The sequence below is a fragment of the Streptomyces sp. NPDC030820 genome, assembly GCF_055572075.1.
The window spans coordinates 83,671-100,447 of the sequence record NZ_JBVIEB010000018.1; the positions used below are offsets into that span (position 1 = coordinate 83,671).

Below are 16,777 nucleotides of genomic sequence, written 5' to 3' on the forward strand. Positions count from 1 at the left end.
GAGACACGGCGTTGCCCGACAACGGATGGCCGGCCGACCGCATCGACACCGAGAACGCCCACTCCGCCCGCATCTACGACTACATCCTCGGCGGCAAGGACTACTACCCCGCCGACCAGGAGGCCGGTGACGCCATGTCCCGGGAGTGGCCCGCGCTCCCGGTCCACATGCGCGCCAACCGCGACTGGATGAACCGCGCCGTGCGCTGGCTCGCCGAGGAGGCGGGCATGCGCCAGTTCCTGGACATCGGCACCGGCATCCCCACCTCGCCCAACCTGCACGAGATCGCCCAGGCCGTGGCGCCCGAGTCCCGGGTCGTCTACGTGGACAACGACCCGATCGTCCTGACCCTCTCCCAGGGCCTGCTGGCCAGCGCGCCCGAGGGCCGTACCTCGTACATCGAGGCCGACTTCCGCGATCCGGCGGCCATCCTGCACGCCCCGGAACTGCGCGAGACCCTGGACCTGGACAAGCCCGTGGCGCTCACCGTGATCGCCATCGTCCACTTCATGCTCGACGCGGACGACGCGGTCGGTGTCGTACGCCGGCTGCTGGAGCCGCTGCCGTCGGGCAGCTATCTGGCGATGTCCATCGGCACCGCCGAGTTCGCGCCCGAGGAGGTGGGCCGGGTCGCCCGCGAGTACGCGGCCCGCAACATGCCGATGCGGCTGCGCACGATCGATGAGGCCCATGAGTTCTTCGAGGGCCTTGAGCTGGTCGAGCCGGGCATCGTCCAGGTCCACAAGTGGCATCCCGACGGCACCGGAGAGCCGAACATCCGCGACGAGGACATCGCGATGTACGGCGCGGTCGCCCGCAAGCCCTGACAAACCGGCTGCAGGCCCCCGCAGAGCAGGGGCCGGGGTCCGCACCCACCTCCCGGATCCCGGCCCCGCCCCTTTCATACGGCGGGTCCGGCGGCTTCCCGGCCGGTAGCGTGGGCCCATGTACGCCACCCGAGTCTCCCGGCGCGTGCAGGCGCCCCCGCACGCCGTCTACCGGGCCCTGACCGACGCCGACGCCATCGCGGCCTGGCGCGTCCCGGCCGGTATGACCGCCCGTGTCCACACCTTCGAGGCCCGGGAGGGCGGTACCTTCCGGGTCTCCCTGACCTACGGCGACACGTCCGCCACGGGCAAGTCGGGCGGGCGCACGGACACCTACCACGGCCATTTCGCCAGGCTCGTGCCCGATGCGCTGGTGGTGGAGGTGTTCGAGTTCGAGACCGACGACGACGCCGTGCGCGGCACCATGACCATGACGACCACGCTCACCGCGGCCAACGGCGGCACGGACGTGGCGATCCTGCACGAGGGCGTCCCCGACGACATCCCCCGCGAGGACAACGAACTGGGCACCCGCATGGCCCTCGACAACCTCGCCCGGCTCGTCGAGGGACCGCACACCCGTCGGCCGTCCGAGGCGGAATGACCGAAACAACGCGGAAAGGCGACCGGAATTCGGCACAACCATCCGGCTGCCTCATATTCCGGGAACGGAGTGGGAAAAAGCCGAGAGAAAGCGGAACCGGTGCGAGGGAAATGAGGTCTTAAAGTGCGTCGACGGCCGGGATCAGCCCGGTCGTACCGAAACCGGGGGAATAAGACCTATGTCCGTCCGCAGCCGCAAGACCCTCGTCACCGCCGCCGCCCTCACCGGCGGCCTCACGCTGGCCGCCGTGACGCCCGCCCTCGCGGGCACCGGCGCGAGCCACACCAGCCGTGCCGCCGCCGTGTCCTCCGCCCAGGGCGACCCGCGCAACGTCACCCAGCACGTGGCCGACTTCTACGGCGCCTACATCGACGCCGTCTGGTCCACCGACGACAAGTCCGCCGGTGACGCGGCCAAGGCGCTGCGTGCCTTCTACCTCTCCGCCGCCGCGCAGAAGAAGGTCGCTGCCTTCGAGAAGAAGGAGCACGCCGACGGCATCCTCTTCGCGCAGAACGTGCCGGTGAAGTGGAAGGTGACCTACACCGGTTCCGGCGCCGGCCACGCCACCAGCCGGGTCACGCTCACCTGGAGCGACGGGTCGCACGCCGAGGTCAGCAAGATCGACGTCCAGTCCGACCTGAAGACCCTGAAGATCACCGACCTCAAGTCGGTCCGCTGACCGGGGGGCGTGCGGTCCCGCCCCGCCCCCACTCGGGGCGGGGCTCACGCCTGCCGTGACGGTCGGCTGCACCGCCGCTACGCGCGCAAGCCCGAGCGCTTCCCGGCCTGGTCTCTGCCAAGTCACACCACCGCTGCCAAGTCACACCACCGCTCCCGCAGCGCGGCAACGCCCTTGAGGCCGGCCGTCAGTTGGCTGCCGGCTCGGGGATGGGGATGCGTGCGGCGACCTTCGTGCCGCGGCCGAGGGGTGACGCGATCGAGAGGTCGCCGCCGAACGCGGCGACCCGGTCCCGCAGGCCCAGGAGCCCCGATCCGACCGGGTTGTCGGGGACGCCGCCCACTCCGTTGTCCGTGACGGTGATCTCCAGGGCGGTTCCGAAACTCACGGTGATGCCGATCCGGGTCGCCTTGGCGTGCTTCACGGCGTTGGTGAGGGATTCGGCGACGACGAAGTAGGCGTTCGACTCGAGTGCGGCGGGCAGGCGCCGGTCGGAGTTGCTGACCACCTCGGCGGGGATGGGGCTGCGGGCCGCGAGGCCATGCACCGCGGCAGTGAGGCCGCGCGCTGTGAGGGCCGGCGGGTAGATGCCGGCGGCCAGGTTCCTGAGGTCGTCGATCGCCCCTTGCGCATCGTCGAGGGACTGGTCGAGCAGTTCCATGGCCCCCGGAGGGCCTTCCGGGAGGATCTGCCTGGCGAGGCGAAGGCCGATGACCAGGCTCACCAGTCGCTGCTGGGCCCCGTCGTGCAGATCACGCGCTGTCTGGCGGTGGATCGCGTCGATGCTCTCGACGATACGGCGCTGCGTCGCCTCGAACTCCGCGGCCCGGACCCGCGCGATGTCGCGCTCCCGTTTCGCTTCCTCGTACGCCCGCCGTTCGGTGAGATCGAAGAAGGAGTAGATGACACCGCGTCCACGGGGCAGATCGATGGGCGAGGCCCACCAGTAGGCCGGTATGAACGATCCGTCTCGGCGCATGAACCACTCGCTGTCGCCGTGCAGCGCCCGGCCGGTTCGAGCGGGGGCGAGCATCGGGCATTCGGAGGCCGGATACCGGGAGCCGTCCGGCCGGAAAGGGTGCAGGGTGTCATGGCTCGGCCGTCCGCGCAGTTCACTCTCGTCGTCGTATCCCAGCACCGCGACCGCGGAGGGGTTGGTGTAGAGGATGCGCCCGTCCGGATCCACGACCCAGATCGGCTGGGGCACGCGGTCCAAAATACGCGACAGCATCTCGTCGTTGGGCATGACATCCCCCTGTGCCGGCAAAGCTGTACCGATCGTCCCCATGTCCGGGACGCCGTTCTTGACCCTGGCAGGGAGCGGGGGAGCCGGGCATCCGTCATTCGACGCTGGATGACGCAGAGACGCGAGCGCGTCGTTGACGTGTGCCTGCATGCCAGTCGCGACGGCGGCATGTAGGGCTTTCCCCACAGCACAGGTGAGGGCTGCCCGAGCGAGGACTGTGCGGGCTCCCTGACAGCTCCGGAGAGCCGATCCCGGAAGACTCGTCACCGCAGCACACCAGCAGGGGCAGCCCGGGCGGACCAGGACCGCCTCACCGGCCCGGCCCCCAGCCCGACGAGAAAAGAGAGCGTCATGTCTCACCATCTGGACTCCCCGACCGCGCGGCAGGACCCCCGCCTGGACATCACCGACCTGTATGTGTTCCGCGGGGAGGTGGGCACCGTCCTGGTCACCAATCACAGCCATTCGCTGGCCGGTGAGGACATCCCCCGCGGGCTGCACCCGGAGGGCAAGTACGAGTTCAAGATCGACGGCAACGGGGACGCGGTCGAGGACGTCACCTACCGCTTCACCTTCGGCGAGGCGGAGGCCGACGGCGCTCAGCCGTTCCAGCTGCGTCGGCTGGCCGGCCCGGAGGCTCGGGACGACTTCGCCTCCGGCACCGTCGTGGCCCAGGGACGCACCGGCCGGACTGTCGAGTTCCGGGGTGGGCGGGCCTCGGTCGGCAAGGCGGGCGACCCGTTCTGGATCGAACCGGACGTCCTGCACGCGGTCGGCGCCGCGTTCGAGAACGGCACCACGGTCGACCTCGGTGGCTGGCACCCGGCCAAGGCGAAGAACCTGTTCGCCGGCCACACCGTCTACTCCATCGTCCTGGAGCTCACCGACGAGGAGCTCGTCCCGGTCGCCGGCCCGGACCGCCGGATCGGCGTGTGGGGGCTCGCCTCCCTCGCCACCGACGCCGGCGGCTGGCGGCCGATCAACCGGGCCGGGCTGCCGATGCTCCACCCGCTGTTCACCCAGCTGGACGAGCACCTGGGCGACCACCTCAACGAGGGGCACCCCTCCGAGGACCGCGAGGCCTACGGCAAGACGATCGCCGACAAGGTGGCGGGGGTGGTCCGCGCCTACGGCACGGCCGAGGACCCCGATGCCTACGGCCGCACGGTGGCCGAGAGGTTCCTGCCCAATGTCCTGCCCTACACCCTCGGCACCCCCGCCGCCTTCGGCTTCGCCGAATGGAACGGCCGCTCACTGATCGACAACGCCCCCGACGCGATGTTCTCCTTCGCCGCCAACCGGGCCATCACCCTCGGCATCGGCAAGGAGTCCGTCACCTCCAAGCCTCGCCCCGTGTTCCCCTACGTGCCCACCGCCTGACGCGCAGGCAGGTCACCTCTCCGACTCAGGCGCTCTCTCAAGTAAGCAGCACGACCGTACCCGTCGCGCACCGGCGCCCGGAACAGGACCTGGCAGCGGGTTTCGCCGCGTCGCGGCGACACGATCGCGGAACGCACGCCGGCCCTGCGCGCCGTCCCCCACAGGCGCTCCGACACGTCACGGCGACCACCACGCGCGCGGCCTGCACGACCACGTCGACGCGGAGGAGCCGTCCACCGCCGACCTGCTGCTCACCCTCATCGACACCTTCGAGAAGCACGCATAGATGGTCAGCGCCGTACCCGATGCAGTGCCAACCCCCGCAGCCGGCACCACAACCCGAAGGATTCCCGCCATGTCCAAGATCACCGTCGGCGAGCAGAACGGCCAGCCCATCGAGATCTACTTCGAGGACCACGGCACCGGGCAGCCCGTCGTGCTCATCCACGGCTACCCGCTCAACGGCCACTCCTGGGAGAAGCAGGAGCGCGCCCTGCTCCAGGCCGGCTACCGCGTCATCACCTACGACCGCCGCGGTTTCGGCCAGTCCAGCCAGCCCACCACCGGCTACGACTACGACACCTTCGCCGCCGACCTGAACACCCTGCTCACCCACCTGGACCTGAACGACGTCGTCCTGGTCGGCTTCTCCATGGGCACCGGCGAGGTCACCCGCTACCTGGGAACCTACGGCTCGGCCCGCGTCGGCAAGGCCGTCCTGATGGGTGCCATCCCCCCGTTCCTGTTCAAGACCGACGACAACCCCGAGGGCGTCGACGCCTCGGTGTTCGAGGGCATCAAGGCCGCCGTGATCGCCGACCGGCCCGCCTACTTCAAGGACTTCCTCGACAACTTCTACAACGTCGACGTCCTGGGCGGCACCCGCATCAGCGAGCAGGCCTGGAACAACAGCTTCAACGTCGCCGTGACGGCCTCCGCGTACGCCGCCTACGCGTGCGTGGACACCTGGCTCACCGACTTCCGCGCCGACCTGCCCAAGATCGACGTCCCGACCCTGCTCATCCACGGCGACGCCGACCGCATCCTGCCCTACGACGCCACCGCCAAGCGCCTCCCCGGCCTGATCAAGGACCTGGAGTTCGTCACCGTCGAAGGCGGCCCGCACAACGTCGCCTGGACCCATCCCGACATCGTCAACCCCGCGCTGCTGCGGTTCCTGTCCCGCTGACCGCAACCGGAGCGAACCACCAGAGGGGCCAGGCGCCATGCCTGGCCCCTCTCGCCGTGCCGAGACCGAACGGCGTACCCGGCGACGGTAGCCGCCGGGCCCGACTCACCTTAGGATCTTGAGCGATGACTGCAGCGCTTCGTGTCGTTCTCGGCGAGGACCACCCCATCGTCCGCGAGGGCATCTCCTCCATGCTCACCCGCCACGGGATCGAGGTCGTCGCCGCGGTGGGCGACGCCGTCGAGCTCGTCCAGGTTGCGCAGACCCACCGGCCGGACGTGGTGATCACCGACATCCAGATGCCTCCCGGCCTCGCCGACGACGGCCTGCAGGCCGCCTTGAAGATCAGGGAGACGCGGCCCGAGGCCGGCGTCATCGTGCTGTCTCAGTTCCTGGATGCGAGCTACGCCTTGGACCTGGTGCGCGACAACGCCAGCGGGGTGGGCTACCTGCTGAAGGAGAAGGTGGCCGGCGCGGAGGTCCTCACCGATGCCGTGCGCCGCGTGGCCGAGGGCGGTTCCGCACTGGATCCGGATGTCATCGCGAGCCTGGTGAACCGCAAGCGGGTCAGCGACCCCCTGGACGCACTGACCCCCAAGGAACGCGAGGTCCTCTCGCTGATGGCCGAGGGCCATTCGAACTCGGGTATCGCCGCGAAGCTGTTCGTCACGGTTCCCGCGGTCGAGCGGCACGTCACCGGCATCTTCATGAAGTTGGGCCTGCAGCAGGCCGAGAGCGGCCAGCACCGGCGCGTCCTCGCCGTGCTGCACTACCTCAAGAGCTGAACAGTGACGGCAGATCGGCGTCCAGCAGAGCCTCCTTGGCGATGAAGGCGCGCACGCCCGCGTCCGCCAGCTCCCGCTCCGACCAGGGGATGAGCTCGGTCGAGGTGAGGACGATGGAGATCGGCAGATCGGCGCCGCGCAGCTCCCGGGCCACGGCGAGACCGTCCCGGTCGGGAAGATTGACGTCCAGGAGCATGCCGTCCGGCGCCAGACGCCGTGCCGCCTCGATGCCCGACGCGCCGTCCGGAGCGGCTGCCACGACCGTGCAGCCGCTTCGGGTCAGCAGGGTGGTCGCCAGGCGACGGAATCGGGCATCGTCGTCGACGATCACCACGTCAATGCTCATGCCACCAGCATCGCGGCGCGCTCCCCGGGCGGCCATGGGGCCAACCCCACGAAAACCTCCCTGGACCGTCAGGAGGGGACCGGTAGCCGCGCCTGGACGCAGGTCCCGGATCCGGCTTCGGACGCCAGGCGGAAGGCGCCGCTGAACGCGGCGACGCGGTCGGCGATTCCGATCAGTCCGCTGCCGGCGGCATCCACGCTCACCCCGCCCACGCCGTCGTCCGCGACGCGCAGCAGCAGTGTCTCCCCGTCCTCGGTCACCTCGATGGAGACGGCGATGTGACCCTCGGCGTCGGCCAGGCACTGGTCCAGCAGGTCGAGCACCTCCGGGTTCGCCGCGGCGTCGATCGCCTCGCGGGCCGGGCGAAGGGAGAGCAGCAGGCTGACGAGCCGCTGCTGAGCGCCGTCGTGGAGGTCCCGCGCGGTCTGCCGGCGCACGGCCGCCACGTTCTCCATGATGCGGCGCTGCGACGCGCGGGACTCGTCGGCGCGGATGCGCGCCTGCGTCGCGCTCCAGGGGGCAGGCGGCGGGGTTGGTGTAAAGGATCATCGGCGCCAGCATCCCGGATTCCGGCTCGGGGAAGGGGCTGCCGTCGGGATGCCGCGGGTGGAGGGTGCCGTGGCTGGGCAGTCCCCGAGAAGTACTCGCTGCGGATCGCTGTCACCTGTCTGCCCTTCGACCTCGGTTCGTGGGTCCGCCCCGGCCGGTGTGTGGGGGCTTCCCCACAACCCCCGCTGGTGCGGCCTCGATTGATGGTGGCTCGGCCGGAGGAGAGGCTTGTCCCACCGGCGCGGTAAGGCGCCGACAGCCGATTGGGGGTAAGGCCTTGATGTCGCGTGCTCCTCCGAGAACGGCCCGGGCCTGCGGCGCCGGGCGGCGGTCAGTGCGCCTGCTCCGCCGCTGTGCCCCCGCCGGCGATCCGGTCCAGCCATTCGACCAGCAGCACGCGTTCGCCCGCAGTGAGGCTGCGCACGCCTTCGTCGAGCAGGGCCTTGAGGGCGATGGCGTGCACGGCTGCCTCGGTCGCGGGGGTGCCGCTCTCCTGGGCCTCCTGCGGTTGAGCCAGGACGGAGCCGAGCACCGCGTCCCGGACGCTCTCGGACAGCCCTTCGTAGCGGGACAGCTGTCCCGCGGCCTGGGCGGCGATCAGGGTGAGCGCGACCCCGACACCCGACGAGTGGATCATCGCGGCAGCGGACTCGACGCTCGTCGTCAGCCGGCCGCTCTTGGCGACGCCTTCCACCAGTCCGAGCAGGACCGCGTGTGCCTCTCCCACCAGAGGGGATTCCAGGTCGGGCCGGGGGTCGGCGTACAGCAGCCGGTAGACGGCGGGATTCGCGAGCGCGAAGGAGATGTGCAAGTCCCAACCCCGGCGCACCTGTTCCACCGGGTCGCCGACGCCGATCTGGGCGTGCTTGGCCGCGAGGTAGTCGGCATAGCCGCGCCTGGCGACCTCGTCGAGCAGTCCTTGCATGTCGCCGAAGTGGCGGTAGATCGTCTGCGCCTGGACGCCGGCCGCCGCACTGACGGCGCGGGTGGACACCGCCTCCCTTCCCCCTGCGGTGAGCAGGTCGGTGGCTGCCTGGAGGATCCGCTCGCGCGGCTGGGGGACGGTTGCACTCTCTGTCATGCATCGACGATAACACTTGACGGTGATCGGTGATGTGTTAGCGTTGCTGTATTAGATGCGTGATCGCTGATTCACTCAGGTGTCGCGCACGCCTCGTAACCCCTTGTCGCCTGGAGGTCCACCATGACCGCACCGCCCAGCCGAGTGCTGCTGACCGGCGCCGGCACCGGCATCGCCGCCCTGGCGGCGATCTCCCTCGCCAAAGCCGGCCACACTGTCTTCGCCTCGATGCGCGACCCCGAAGGCCGCAACGCGGCCAAGGCGCAAGCACTGCGGGACGCCACCGGTACCGCGGCAGGCTCCCTGCGCGTCCTCGAACTCGACGTCCTGTCCCAGGAGTCGGCCGAGCGGGCGGTCGCCGAGATGGTGCGGGACGGCGGGGGCCTGGACGTGGTCGTCCACAACGCCGCACACCTCCTCGTCGGTGTCACCGAGGCCTTCAGCCCCGAGGAGGTCCTGCGGGCCTTCGATGTGAACGCCGTCGGCGCTCTACGGGTGAACCGGGCCGTCCTTCCGGTGATGCGGCGTCAGGAGTCCGGGCTGCTGCTGTGGATCGGCTCGGGTACCACGCGGGCGATCCCGCCGTTCCTGGGCCCCTACACCGCGGCGAAGGCTGCCTTCGACGCCTTCGCCGACTCCACCGCCTGGGACGTGGCCGTATACGGGATCGAGACCACCGTCTTGATGCCCGGTGTCTTCACTCAGGGCACTGCGCACTTCACCGATGCCGGCTTCCCGGCCGACACCGAGCGCACTGCCGCCTACGACAAGATCGCCCCCTACCTGGCCTCCATGGCCGAGGACACCGAGCGCCTGATGGCAGGCGCCGTCTCCGCCGACCCGCAGATCGTCGCCGACGAGATCGTCCGCATCGTCAACCTGCCCCAGGGGCAGCGACCGCGGCGCGCGGTGGCCGACGCCTCCGACTACGGCGCCGAGATCGTCAATGGCGCCGCCGAGGAACTGCGCCTGCGCCTGGCCCGCCGCATGGGCATCACCGCGCTGCTCCAACGCGCATGACAGCTGCTCCACCAGGCCCCGTCCACCCTGAACTCCCCGAGGAGAACCACCATGACCCTCCCGTCCCGCACGCTCGGCACTCACGGCCCCCAGGTGTCCGTCATCGGCCTCGGCGCCATGGGAATGTCGGACCTCTACGGCCCCGCCGACAAGGCCGAGAGCATCGCCACGCTGCACGCCGCCTTCGACGCGGGCATGACCCTCCTCGACACCGCCGACTTCTACGGCTCGGGCGCCAACGAGCTGCTCATCGCCGAGGCCCTGAAGGGGCGCAAGCGCCAAGACGTCGTCCTCAGCGTGAAGTTCGGCTCCCGCCGTACCCCCGACGGCGCCTTCCAGCCCGTCCCGTACGACGTCTCCGCCGCGGCCGTCAAGGACCGTCTCGCCTATTCCCTGCGCCGCCTGGGCACCGACTACATCGACATCTACCGCCCGGCCCGGCTCAACCCGCAGATCCCGGTCGAGGAGACCGTCGGAGCCCTCGCCGAGGTGCAGCAGGCCGGCCACATCCGCCACATCGGCCTGTCGGAGGTCGGCCCCGACACCATCCGCCGCGCCGCCGCCGTCGCCCGCATCAGCGACGTTCAGATCGAGTACTCCCTGCTCTCCCGCGGCCCGGAGAAGGCAATCATCCCGACGTTGCGCGAACTGGGCATCGGACTGACCGCCTACGGCGTGCTCTCCCGCGGCCTGCTCAGCGGCCACTGGTCCCCCTCGCGGGAGCTGAGCGGCGACGACTTCCGCGCCCACAGCCCGCGCTTCCAGGGCGAGAACCTCGAGGCCAACCTGCGCCTGGTCCAGGCCCTGGGCCAGGTCGCCGAGCGCCTGGGTGCGACCACCAGCCAGGTCGCCATCGCCTGGGTCGCCGCCCAGGGCAGCGACGTCGTTCCGCTCGTCGGAGCCCGCCGACGCGAGCGCCTGGCCGAATCCCTCGGGGCAGCCGTCGTCAAGCTCGACGCCGACGCCCTGGCCGAGATCGAGGCAGCCATCCCCGCCGGGGCCGCTGCCGGCGAACGCTACGCCGCCCCGGCGATGGCCACGCTCGACAGCGAGCGCTGAGTCCACCTCATCCCGCACCATCACCCCGCTTCGAAAGGGCATCTGTCATGACCGACAACACCACCGACCGCGTCGCACTGGTCACCGGCGGCTCCGGAGGCATCGGACGCGCCGTCTGCGAGCGCCTCGCCCGCGAGGGCTACACGGTCGCCGTGCACTACGCCGGCAACAAGGCCCGAGCCCAGGAAGTCGTCGATGCGGTCACCGCCCTGGGGGCCAAGGCCGCCCTCGTCGGCGGCGATGTCGCCGACGAGAACGAGATGGCCGCCGCCTTCGACGCCGTCGAGAGCGAGTTCGGCGGCATCGATGTCGTCGTCAACACCGCCGGCATCATGCTGCTCGCCCCCATCGCCACCCTCGACCTCGACGACCTGGACCGGATGCACCGCACCAACATCCGCGGCACCTTCGTCGTCTCCCAGCAGGCAGCCCGCCGGCTGCGCAAGGGCGGCGCACTGATCAACTTCTCCACCTCCGTGACCCGCACGCACTTCCCCAACTACGGCGCCTACGTGGCCAGCAAGGCCGCGGTCGAGGGCATGACCCTGATCCTCGCCCGGGAGCTGCGCGGCAAGGACATCACCGTCAACGCGGTCGCCCCCGGCCCCGTCGCCACCCCGCTGTTCCTGGAGGGCAAGGACCAGGCCGCGATCGACAACCTGGCCAAGGCCGCTCCGCTGGAGCGGCTGGGCACCCCCGACGACATCGCCGAGGCCGTCGCGTTCCTGGCCGGCCCCGCCCGCTGGGTCAACGGCCAGGTCCTGTTCGCCAACGGCGGCCTGAGCTGAGCCGAGCCCCGGTACAGCAACACCACGGCACGCCGGGAGGCCACCGCTTCCTGGCCTCACCACCCGAGCGCCCCACCTGTCTCGAGGAGACTCCATGAGCAACATCATCCTGATCACCGGCGCCTCCAGCGGCTTCGGCGCCCTCACCGCCCGCGCCTTGGCCGACCAGGGCAACACCGTCTACGCGGGCATGCGCCGGACCACCACCCGTAACGCTCCCCAGGTCCAGGCAGCCGCCGACTACAGCCGCGAGCGCAACGTCGACCTGCGCTCCATCGAACTCGACGTCAACTCCCAGGAGTCGGTCGACGCCGCCGTCGGCCAGGTCATCGCCGAGCACGGTCGGATCGACGTCCTCATCCACAACGCCGGGCACATGGTCACCGGCCCCGTCGAGGCGTTCACCCCCGAGCAGCTCGCCGAGCTCTACAACGTCAACGTGCTCTCCACCCAGCGCGTCAACCGCGCCGCTCTCCCCCACCTGCGCGCCGCCGGCCGCGGGCTGGTCATCTGGGTCTCCAGCTCGAGCGTCAAGGGCGGCACCCCGCCCTACCTGGGCCCCTACTTCGCCGCCAAGGCGGGCATGGACTCCCTCGCCGTCAGCTACGCCGCCGAGCTGGCCCGCTGGGGCGTGGAGACCTCCATCGTGGTGCCCGGCTCCTTCACCAGCGGCACCAACCACTTCGCCCACTCCGGCCAGCCGGCCGACAGCGCGGTGGAGGCGGAGTACGAGAGCAAGTACCCCGGCCTGATGGACCAGGTCGCCAAGAAGCTCGCCGACCTCGCCCCGGCCGACGCCGATGCATCGATGGTCGCCGACGAGATCGCTCGCATCGTGGCCCTGCCCGCCGGCCGGCGCCCCTACCGGGTCCACATCGACCCGGCCGACGACGGCTCCGAGGAGGTCTCGCAGGTCGCCGACCGCATCCGCCGCGACTTCCTGACCCGGGTCGGGCTCGCCGACCTCCTCACCGTCACGCCCGCCGAGTAACACCCGCCCAGCGGCTCAGGGGACGTGCCATACGGCGTGGCGCCTCCCCTCAGCCGCGCGAGGCCCCGTGCACGTATCCAAGCCTCTCCCACCTCGTCCCGTAGCCCCCGACGCCGGGGCGTGACGCGCTGTCGATGTTGGGGCAACCTGCCGCGCCTATAATCCCCGCACAGGCCTGCGCGCCCGCACGCGGAGGGCAGGGGCCCGGGGGAGGTGGACGGTGTCGCTGGTCGGTCGGGACGGCGAGCTCCGGCGCATCGACGAGTTCCTGGGCAGGATCGACCAGCACGGCGGCGCGGTGCTCCTGCGGGGCCAAGCGGGAATCGGGAAGTCGGCGCTGCTCGCCGAACTCACCGCACGAGCCTCCGCCGCCGGCATCCGCATGCTGCGGACCGTGGGAATCGAATCCGAGTCCCAAGTGCAGTTCTCGGGCCTGCACCAGCTGCTGCGACCGCTACGGCAGGACATCAGGGTCGTCTCGCAAGCCCAGCGTGACATGCTCGACGCCGCACTCGGCCGCACCAAGAGCAGCATCCCGGACGCCTTCCTCGTCGCTCTCGCGACGCTCGACCTCCTTTCCGAGGTGGCCACGCGGACACCCCTGCTGCTGGTGGCCGAGGACGCCCACTGGCTGGACCGCTCCACCGCCGACGTCATCTCGTTCCTGGCCCGGAGGCTGGAGTCCGAGCGGATCCTGCTGGCCGCGGCGGTGCGGGACAGCCAACCGTCCCGGCTGGACGAGGCAGGACTGCCGGAGCTCACCCTGTCAGCGCTACCGCACGACGCCGCGGCGACCCTGCTCGACGCGCACGCGCCCGGCCTGCCCGATACCACGCGTCGCCGCATCCTGGCCGAGGCCGCCGGCAACCCACTCGCCCTGATCGAACTCCCCCGCAGTGCACTGGGCGGCGCGACGTCGGAGGCACTCGACACGCCGTGGCTGCCGCTCACCGAACGGCTCACCCGGGCCTTCGCCTCGCGAGTCACGCCCCTGCCCGAGCCGACCGGCACCGCTCTGCTCGTCGCCGCACTCGACGAGCGCGAGGACCTCGCGGAGATCGGCCACGCCGTCGAGATCCTCAGCGGACAGCGCATCACCAGAGCCGACCTGGCCCCCGCCGTCGACGCGCGGCTCATCGACGTGGACGGCGACGCCATCCGGTTCCGGCATCCCCTGATGCGCTCGGCGATTCACCAGCTCGCGAGCGAGGAGCGGCGGCGGGCGGTGCACGCCGCCCTGGCCACTGCGCTGGCCACCGAGCCGGACCGCAGCGTCCGGCACCGCGCTCTGGCCACGGATCCGCCGGACGAGGATCTGGCGACCGAACTCGAGGCGGTCGCCCTGGCCGCGCTGCGCCGCGGCGCCGTGGAGAGCGCGGTCAACGCGCTCGAGCACGCCGCGCGCCTGAGCGGCAGCCCGGACCTGCGCGCGGACCGACTTCTGCGCGCCGCCGATCGGGCCGTCGAGCTGGGCCGACGAGAGGTCGTGGAACGGTTGCTCGCGGGAGCCTCGCGCCATGATCTGCCGCAGGATCGCCGCGCCCGGCTGGTCTGGATCCGGGAAGGCTTTGAAGACGGCTTGCGGCACGGCGCCATGGACGCACGCACCCTCACCGAACTGGCCGAGAGCGTGGCCGCGGAGGGCCAGGTCGAGACGGCGATCCGGATCCTGTGGAGCGCGGCGCTTCGCTGCTTCTGGATGGCGCCTGCCCGAGCGGAGCGCGAGCGCATCGTCGCAGTCTCGGAGCAACTGCCGATCGACGACTACGATCCCCGGCTCCTGGCGATTCTGGCCTACGCGGCGCCCATCGACCGGGGCGCACTCGTCATCGAACGGTCCCGCAAGGCTGCTCAAGCCGCCATTCTCGACCCTCAGGCCGAGCGGCTCCTCGGCAGCGGCGCGGTACTGCTGGGCGACTTCGACTTCGCGAAGACCCATTCGGCATCCTCCGTCGCCGGCCTGCGCGCCGAGGGTCGTCTGCAGTTGCTCGCCCGGGCACTGGCAGCGCAGGCCTGGAGCGCGGCGCACCTGGTCGACCTGGCCGCCGCCATCCCGGCGGCCGAAGAGGCCGGCCGACTGGCCCAGGAGACCGGCCAGCCCTATCTCCACGCACTCGTGCGTGCCACCCAGGCCAAGATCGCCGCCCTGCGCGGCGACCTCGCCGGAGCCGAGGAATACGCGGCCGAGGCGGTGCGGACGGCGACTCCCGTCGGGGCCCGTCCTCCGCTGGCCACCGCCCAGGACGCCCGAGCGCTCGCCGCGCTGGCCGCCGGAGAGTTCGAGGAGGCCTTCGCCCGCTTCTCGCGCATGCACGACCCGGCCGATCCCTCGTACCAGATCGCCCTGCGCTGCCACACCGTGGCCGGACTGGCCGACGCCGCCGTGCGCAGCGGCGAACAGGAAGCGGCCGCGCGTATCGTCGCGGATCTGGAGGACGCGGGCACCCGGACGACCTCGCCCTCCTTGCATGCCGGGCTGCGCCTGGCCCGGGCACTGATCGCGCGCGACGTCCGGGAAGCCGAGGCTTACTTCGCCGAGGCCCTGCAAGCCGACCTGACGGCCCAGCCGTTCATGCGGGCGCACACAGAGCTGGTGCACGGGGAGTGGCTGCGACGCCGACGGCGCGTCGTGGAGGCACGGCAACCGCTGCGCTCGGCGCGCGATACCTTCGACGCGCTGGGCGCGATCCCCTGGGGTGACCGGGCCCGGCGGGAACTGCGGGCCGCCGGCGAGCAAAGCGGCTCCAGGCGCAGCTCCGCGCTCGATACCCTGACCCCGCAGGAGCTGCAGATCGCCCAACTTGCCGCCCAGGGACTGACGAACCGGGAGATCGGACAACGGCTCTACGTATCGCACCGCACCGCCGGCGCGCACTTGTCCCGGGTCTTCGCCAAGCTGGGGATCACCTCGAGGACCCAACTGCACGCCGCGCTCGATGGAACCCAGGCGCAGCCGGTCCCCCGGGTATGAGGGCTCGGTAGGGCGCCCTCATGACCGTGAAGCCGCCCGTCGCGCCGGAACCGGGGCCGGGCGAGGTCCGTCATGCGGTGGCCGGCCGCCCTCACCCGTGCCGGAAGCCGTTCGTGCCGGCGACCCGGCCGTGATGGCGACGTCGTTCGACTGTGGTGCGGTGCAGTGCGATGAGCGCGGCGTCGTCGTCCAGCCGGCCCCCGGCATGGCTGAGCAGGTCGCGCCGCACATGGTGCATCAGCGCCTCGGGGGCGTCGTCGGTCCAGAGCGCGGCCCGCTCGGTGAGCGGATAGAACCGGCCGCGGCTGTCCCGGGCCTCCACCACACCGTCTGTGTACAGGAGCAGGGTGTCACCGGGCTCGAAGGAGAAGACGTCCAGCGTGTGTTCGGTGTTGCTGCCGTGCACCCCGAGCGGCGGGGACGGGTGCAGGCTCGGAACCGTGACGGCGTGGCCGGGGCTCAGCAGCAGCGGCGGCGGATGGCCGCAGCTGGTCATCCGGGTCACCGGATCCCGGTCCGGGATCTCCACCAGCAGCGCGGTGGCGAACCGCTCGCCCGCCTCCTCCGGCGGGTCCAGATCCGCCGCGTAACGGGTGACGCTCTGCTCCAGCAGGTCGGCCAGTTCCTCGAGCGGGATGTGCCGGTGGGCGCTCTCCCGGAAGGCGCCGAGCAGCAGCGCGGCCTCGCCGATCGCGGGCAGCCCCTTGCCGCGCACGTCACCGATCAGGACCCGTACCGCGCCGTCGCAACGGGTCGCCGCGTACAGGTCGCCGCCGATCTGTGCCTCGTCCTCCGCCGCCAGATAGAGCGAGGCGATCCGCAGCGGGCCGATCTGCTCGGGCAGCGGCCACATCAGCACGTGCTGTGCGGCCTCGGCGACCGTGCGGACCTGGGCCAGCTGGGCCTGCCGGCGCTCCCGCAGCGCGCTGTAGATCACCAGCGTCACCGTCAGCACCGCCAGGGTGATGATCTGCACGATGTGGTTCATCGTGCCGATCCCGCCGTGGGTGAAGCCGAGGAGAACCTGCGCGGCCAGTGCCAGCGCTCCGACGGCCGCCGTGGTCCGTGGCCCGGCGAAGGAAGGGGTGATCGCGGGCGCGATCACCAGGGCCGGGCCCAGGTGGACGCTGGTGGGGGTCTGCATGTCCACCACCGTGATCACCACGATGAGCGCGACCGGGAGCAACAGCAGAGCGTGTACTGACTGCCAGGGCTGCCGCGGACCCACTCTGGGCCAGGGCGTCATCCTTCAAGCGTGCTCC

At 71.1% G+C, this 16,777-nt stretch carries 16 protein-coding genes; 11 read left to right on the forward strand and 5 right to left on the reverse strand.

All coding sequences use genetic code 11. The annotated features are described in order from the left end of the window. Positions 1-11: 11 nt before the first annotated feature. From ACZ418_RS36810 to ACZ418_RS36820, 3 genes are all read left to right on the forward strand, one after another. Complete coding sequence (locus ACZ418_RS36810) at positions 12-827, forward strand: SAM-dependent methyltransferase (protein WP_468371618.1); 816 nt, start codon at positions 12-14, stop codon at positions 825-827. Between the two features lie 118 nt (positions 828-945). Continuing rightward, complete coding sequence (locus ACZ418_RS36815; protein WP_468371620.1) at positions 946-1,431, forward strand: SRPBCC domain-containing protein; 486 nt, start codon at positions 946-948, stop codon at positions 1,429-1,431. 178 nt (positions 1,432-1,609) lie between these two features. Then, a complete protein-coding gene (locus ACZ418_RS36820) occupies positions 1,610-2,110 on the forward strand; it encodes a hypothetical protein (RefSeq protein WP_468371622.1) in 501 nt (166 codons plus the stop codon). A gap of 187 nt (positions 2,111-2,297) precedes the next feature. Here ACZ418_RS36820 and ACZ418_RS36825 read toward each other — a convergent pair whose 3' ends face one another. Further along, on the reverse strand, positions 2,298-3,356 hold the full coding sequence (locus ACZ418_RS36825) for a PAS domain-containing sensor histidine kinase (protein WP_468371624.1): 1,059 nt from the start codon (positions 3,354-3,356) through the stop codon (positions 2,298-2,300). A gap of 351 nt (positions 3,357-3,707) precedes the next feature. Here ACZ418_RS36825 and ACZ418_RS36830 point away from each other — a divergent pair, with 351 nt between their 5' ends. The 3 genes from ACZ418_RS36830 to ACZ418_RS36840 all read left to right on the forward strand — a co-directional run bounded on the left by ACZ418_RS36830 (position 3,708) and on the right by ACZ418_RS36840 (position 6,710). Continuing rightward, positions 3,708-4,736: a DUF4331 family protein gene (locus ACZ418_RS36830; RefSeq protein WP_468371625.1), complete on the forward strand. Its 1,029-nt coding sequence runs from the start codon at positions 3,708-3,710 to the stop codon at positions 4,734-4,736. A gap of 355 nt (positions 4,737-5,091) precedes the next feature. Then, complete coding sequence (locus ACZ418_RS36835) at positions 5,092-5,925, forward strand: alpha/beta fold hydrolase (protein WP_468371627.1); 834 nt, start codon at positions 5,092-5,094, stop codon at positions 5,923-5,925. Between the two features lie 125 nt (positions 5,926-6,050). Further along, positions 6,051-6,710: a response regulator transcription factor gene (locus ACZ418_RS36840; RefSeq protein WP_468371629.1), complete on the forward strand. Its 660-nt coding sequence runs from the start codon at positions 6,051-6,053 to the stop codon at positions 6,708-6,710. On the opposite strand, the gene ACZ418_RS36845 is transcribed toward ACZ418_RS36840, so the two are convergent. The 3 genes from ACZ418_RS36845 to ACZ418_RS36855 all read right to left on the reverse strand — a co-directional run bounded on the left by ACZ418_RS36845 (position 6,700) and on the right by ACZ418_RS36855 (position 8,686). Continuing rightward, positions 6,700-7,056, reverse strand: coding sequence for a response regulator (locus ACZ418_RS36845; RefSeq protein WP_468371630.1), 357 nt, complete (start codon positions 7,054-7,056; stop codon positions 6,700-6,702). The genes ACZ418_RS36840 and ACZ418_RS36845 overlap by 11 nt on opposite strands. A gap of 68 nt (positions 7,057-7,124) precedes the next feature. Further along, a complete protein-coding gene (locus ACZ418_RS36850) occupies positions 7,125-7,511 on the reverse strand; it encodes a histidine kinase (protein ID WP_468371632.1) in 387 nt (128 codons plus the stop codon). A gap of 425 nt (positions 7,512-7,936) precedes the next feature. After that, a complete protein-coding gene (locus tag ACZ418_RS36855) occupies positions 7,937-8,686 on the reverse strand; it encodes a TetR/AcrR family transcriptional regulator (protein WP_468371634.1) in 750 nt (249 codons plus the stop codon). Positions 8,687-8,809: 123 nt separating this feature from the next. Here ACZ418_RS36855 and ACZ418_RS36860 point away from each other — a divergent pair, with 123 nt between their 5' ends. The 5 genes from ACZ418_RS36860 (at position 8,810) to ACZ418_RS36880 (ending at position 15,515) form a co-directional block, all read left to right on the forward strand. Further along, positions 8,810-9,706 (forward strand): SDR family NAD(P)-dependent oxidoreductase, encoded by an 897-nt coding sequence (locus tag ACZ418_RS36860; protein WP_468371635.1) that lies wholly within the window; start codon positions 8,810-8,812, stop codon positions 9,704-9,706. Positions 9,707-9,757: 51 nt separating this feature from the next. After that, positions 9,758-10,765 carry an aldo/keto reductase gene (locus tag ACZ418_RS36865; protein WP_468371636.1) on the forward strand — a complete coding sequence of 336 codons (1,008 nt, stop codon included), beginning with the start codon at positions 9,758-9,760 and terminating at the stop codon, positions 10,763-10,765. A 47-nt stretch (positions 10,766-10,812) separates the two neighbouring features. Continuing rightward, positions 10,813-11,553, forward strand: a complete 741-nt coding sequence (locus ACZ418_RS36870; protein WP_468371638.1) for an SDR family oxidoreductase — start codon at positions 10,813-10,815, stop codon at positions 11,551-11,553. A gap of 94 nt (positions 11,554-11,647) precedes the next feature. Continuing rightward, positions 11,648-12,544: an SDR family oxidoreductase gene (locus tag ACZ418_RS36875; protein ID WP_468371640.1), complete on the forward strand. Its 897-nt coding sequence runs from the start codon at positions 11,648-11,650 to the stop codon at positions 12,542-12,544. Positions 12,545-12,764: 220 nt separating this feature from the next. Further along, on the forward strand, positions 12,765-15,515 hold the full coding sequence (locus tag ACZ418_RS36880; protein WP_468371642.1) for an AAA family ATPase: 2,751 nt from the start codon (positions 12,765-12,767) through the stop codon (positions 15,513-15,515). Between the two features lie 91 nt (positions 15,516-15,606). On the opposite strand, the gene ACZ418_RS36885 is transcribed toward ACZ418_RS36880, so the two are convergent. Beyond that, positions 15,607-16,761 (reverse strand): PP2C family protein-serine/threonine phosphatase, encoded by a 1,155-nt coding sequence (locus tag ACZ418_RS36885; protein WP_468371644.1) that lies wholly within the window; start codon positions 16,759-16,761, stop codon positions 15,607-15,609. Between the last annotated feature and the right edge of the window lie 16 nt (positions 16,762-16,777).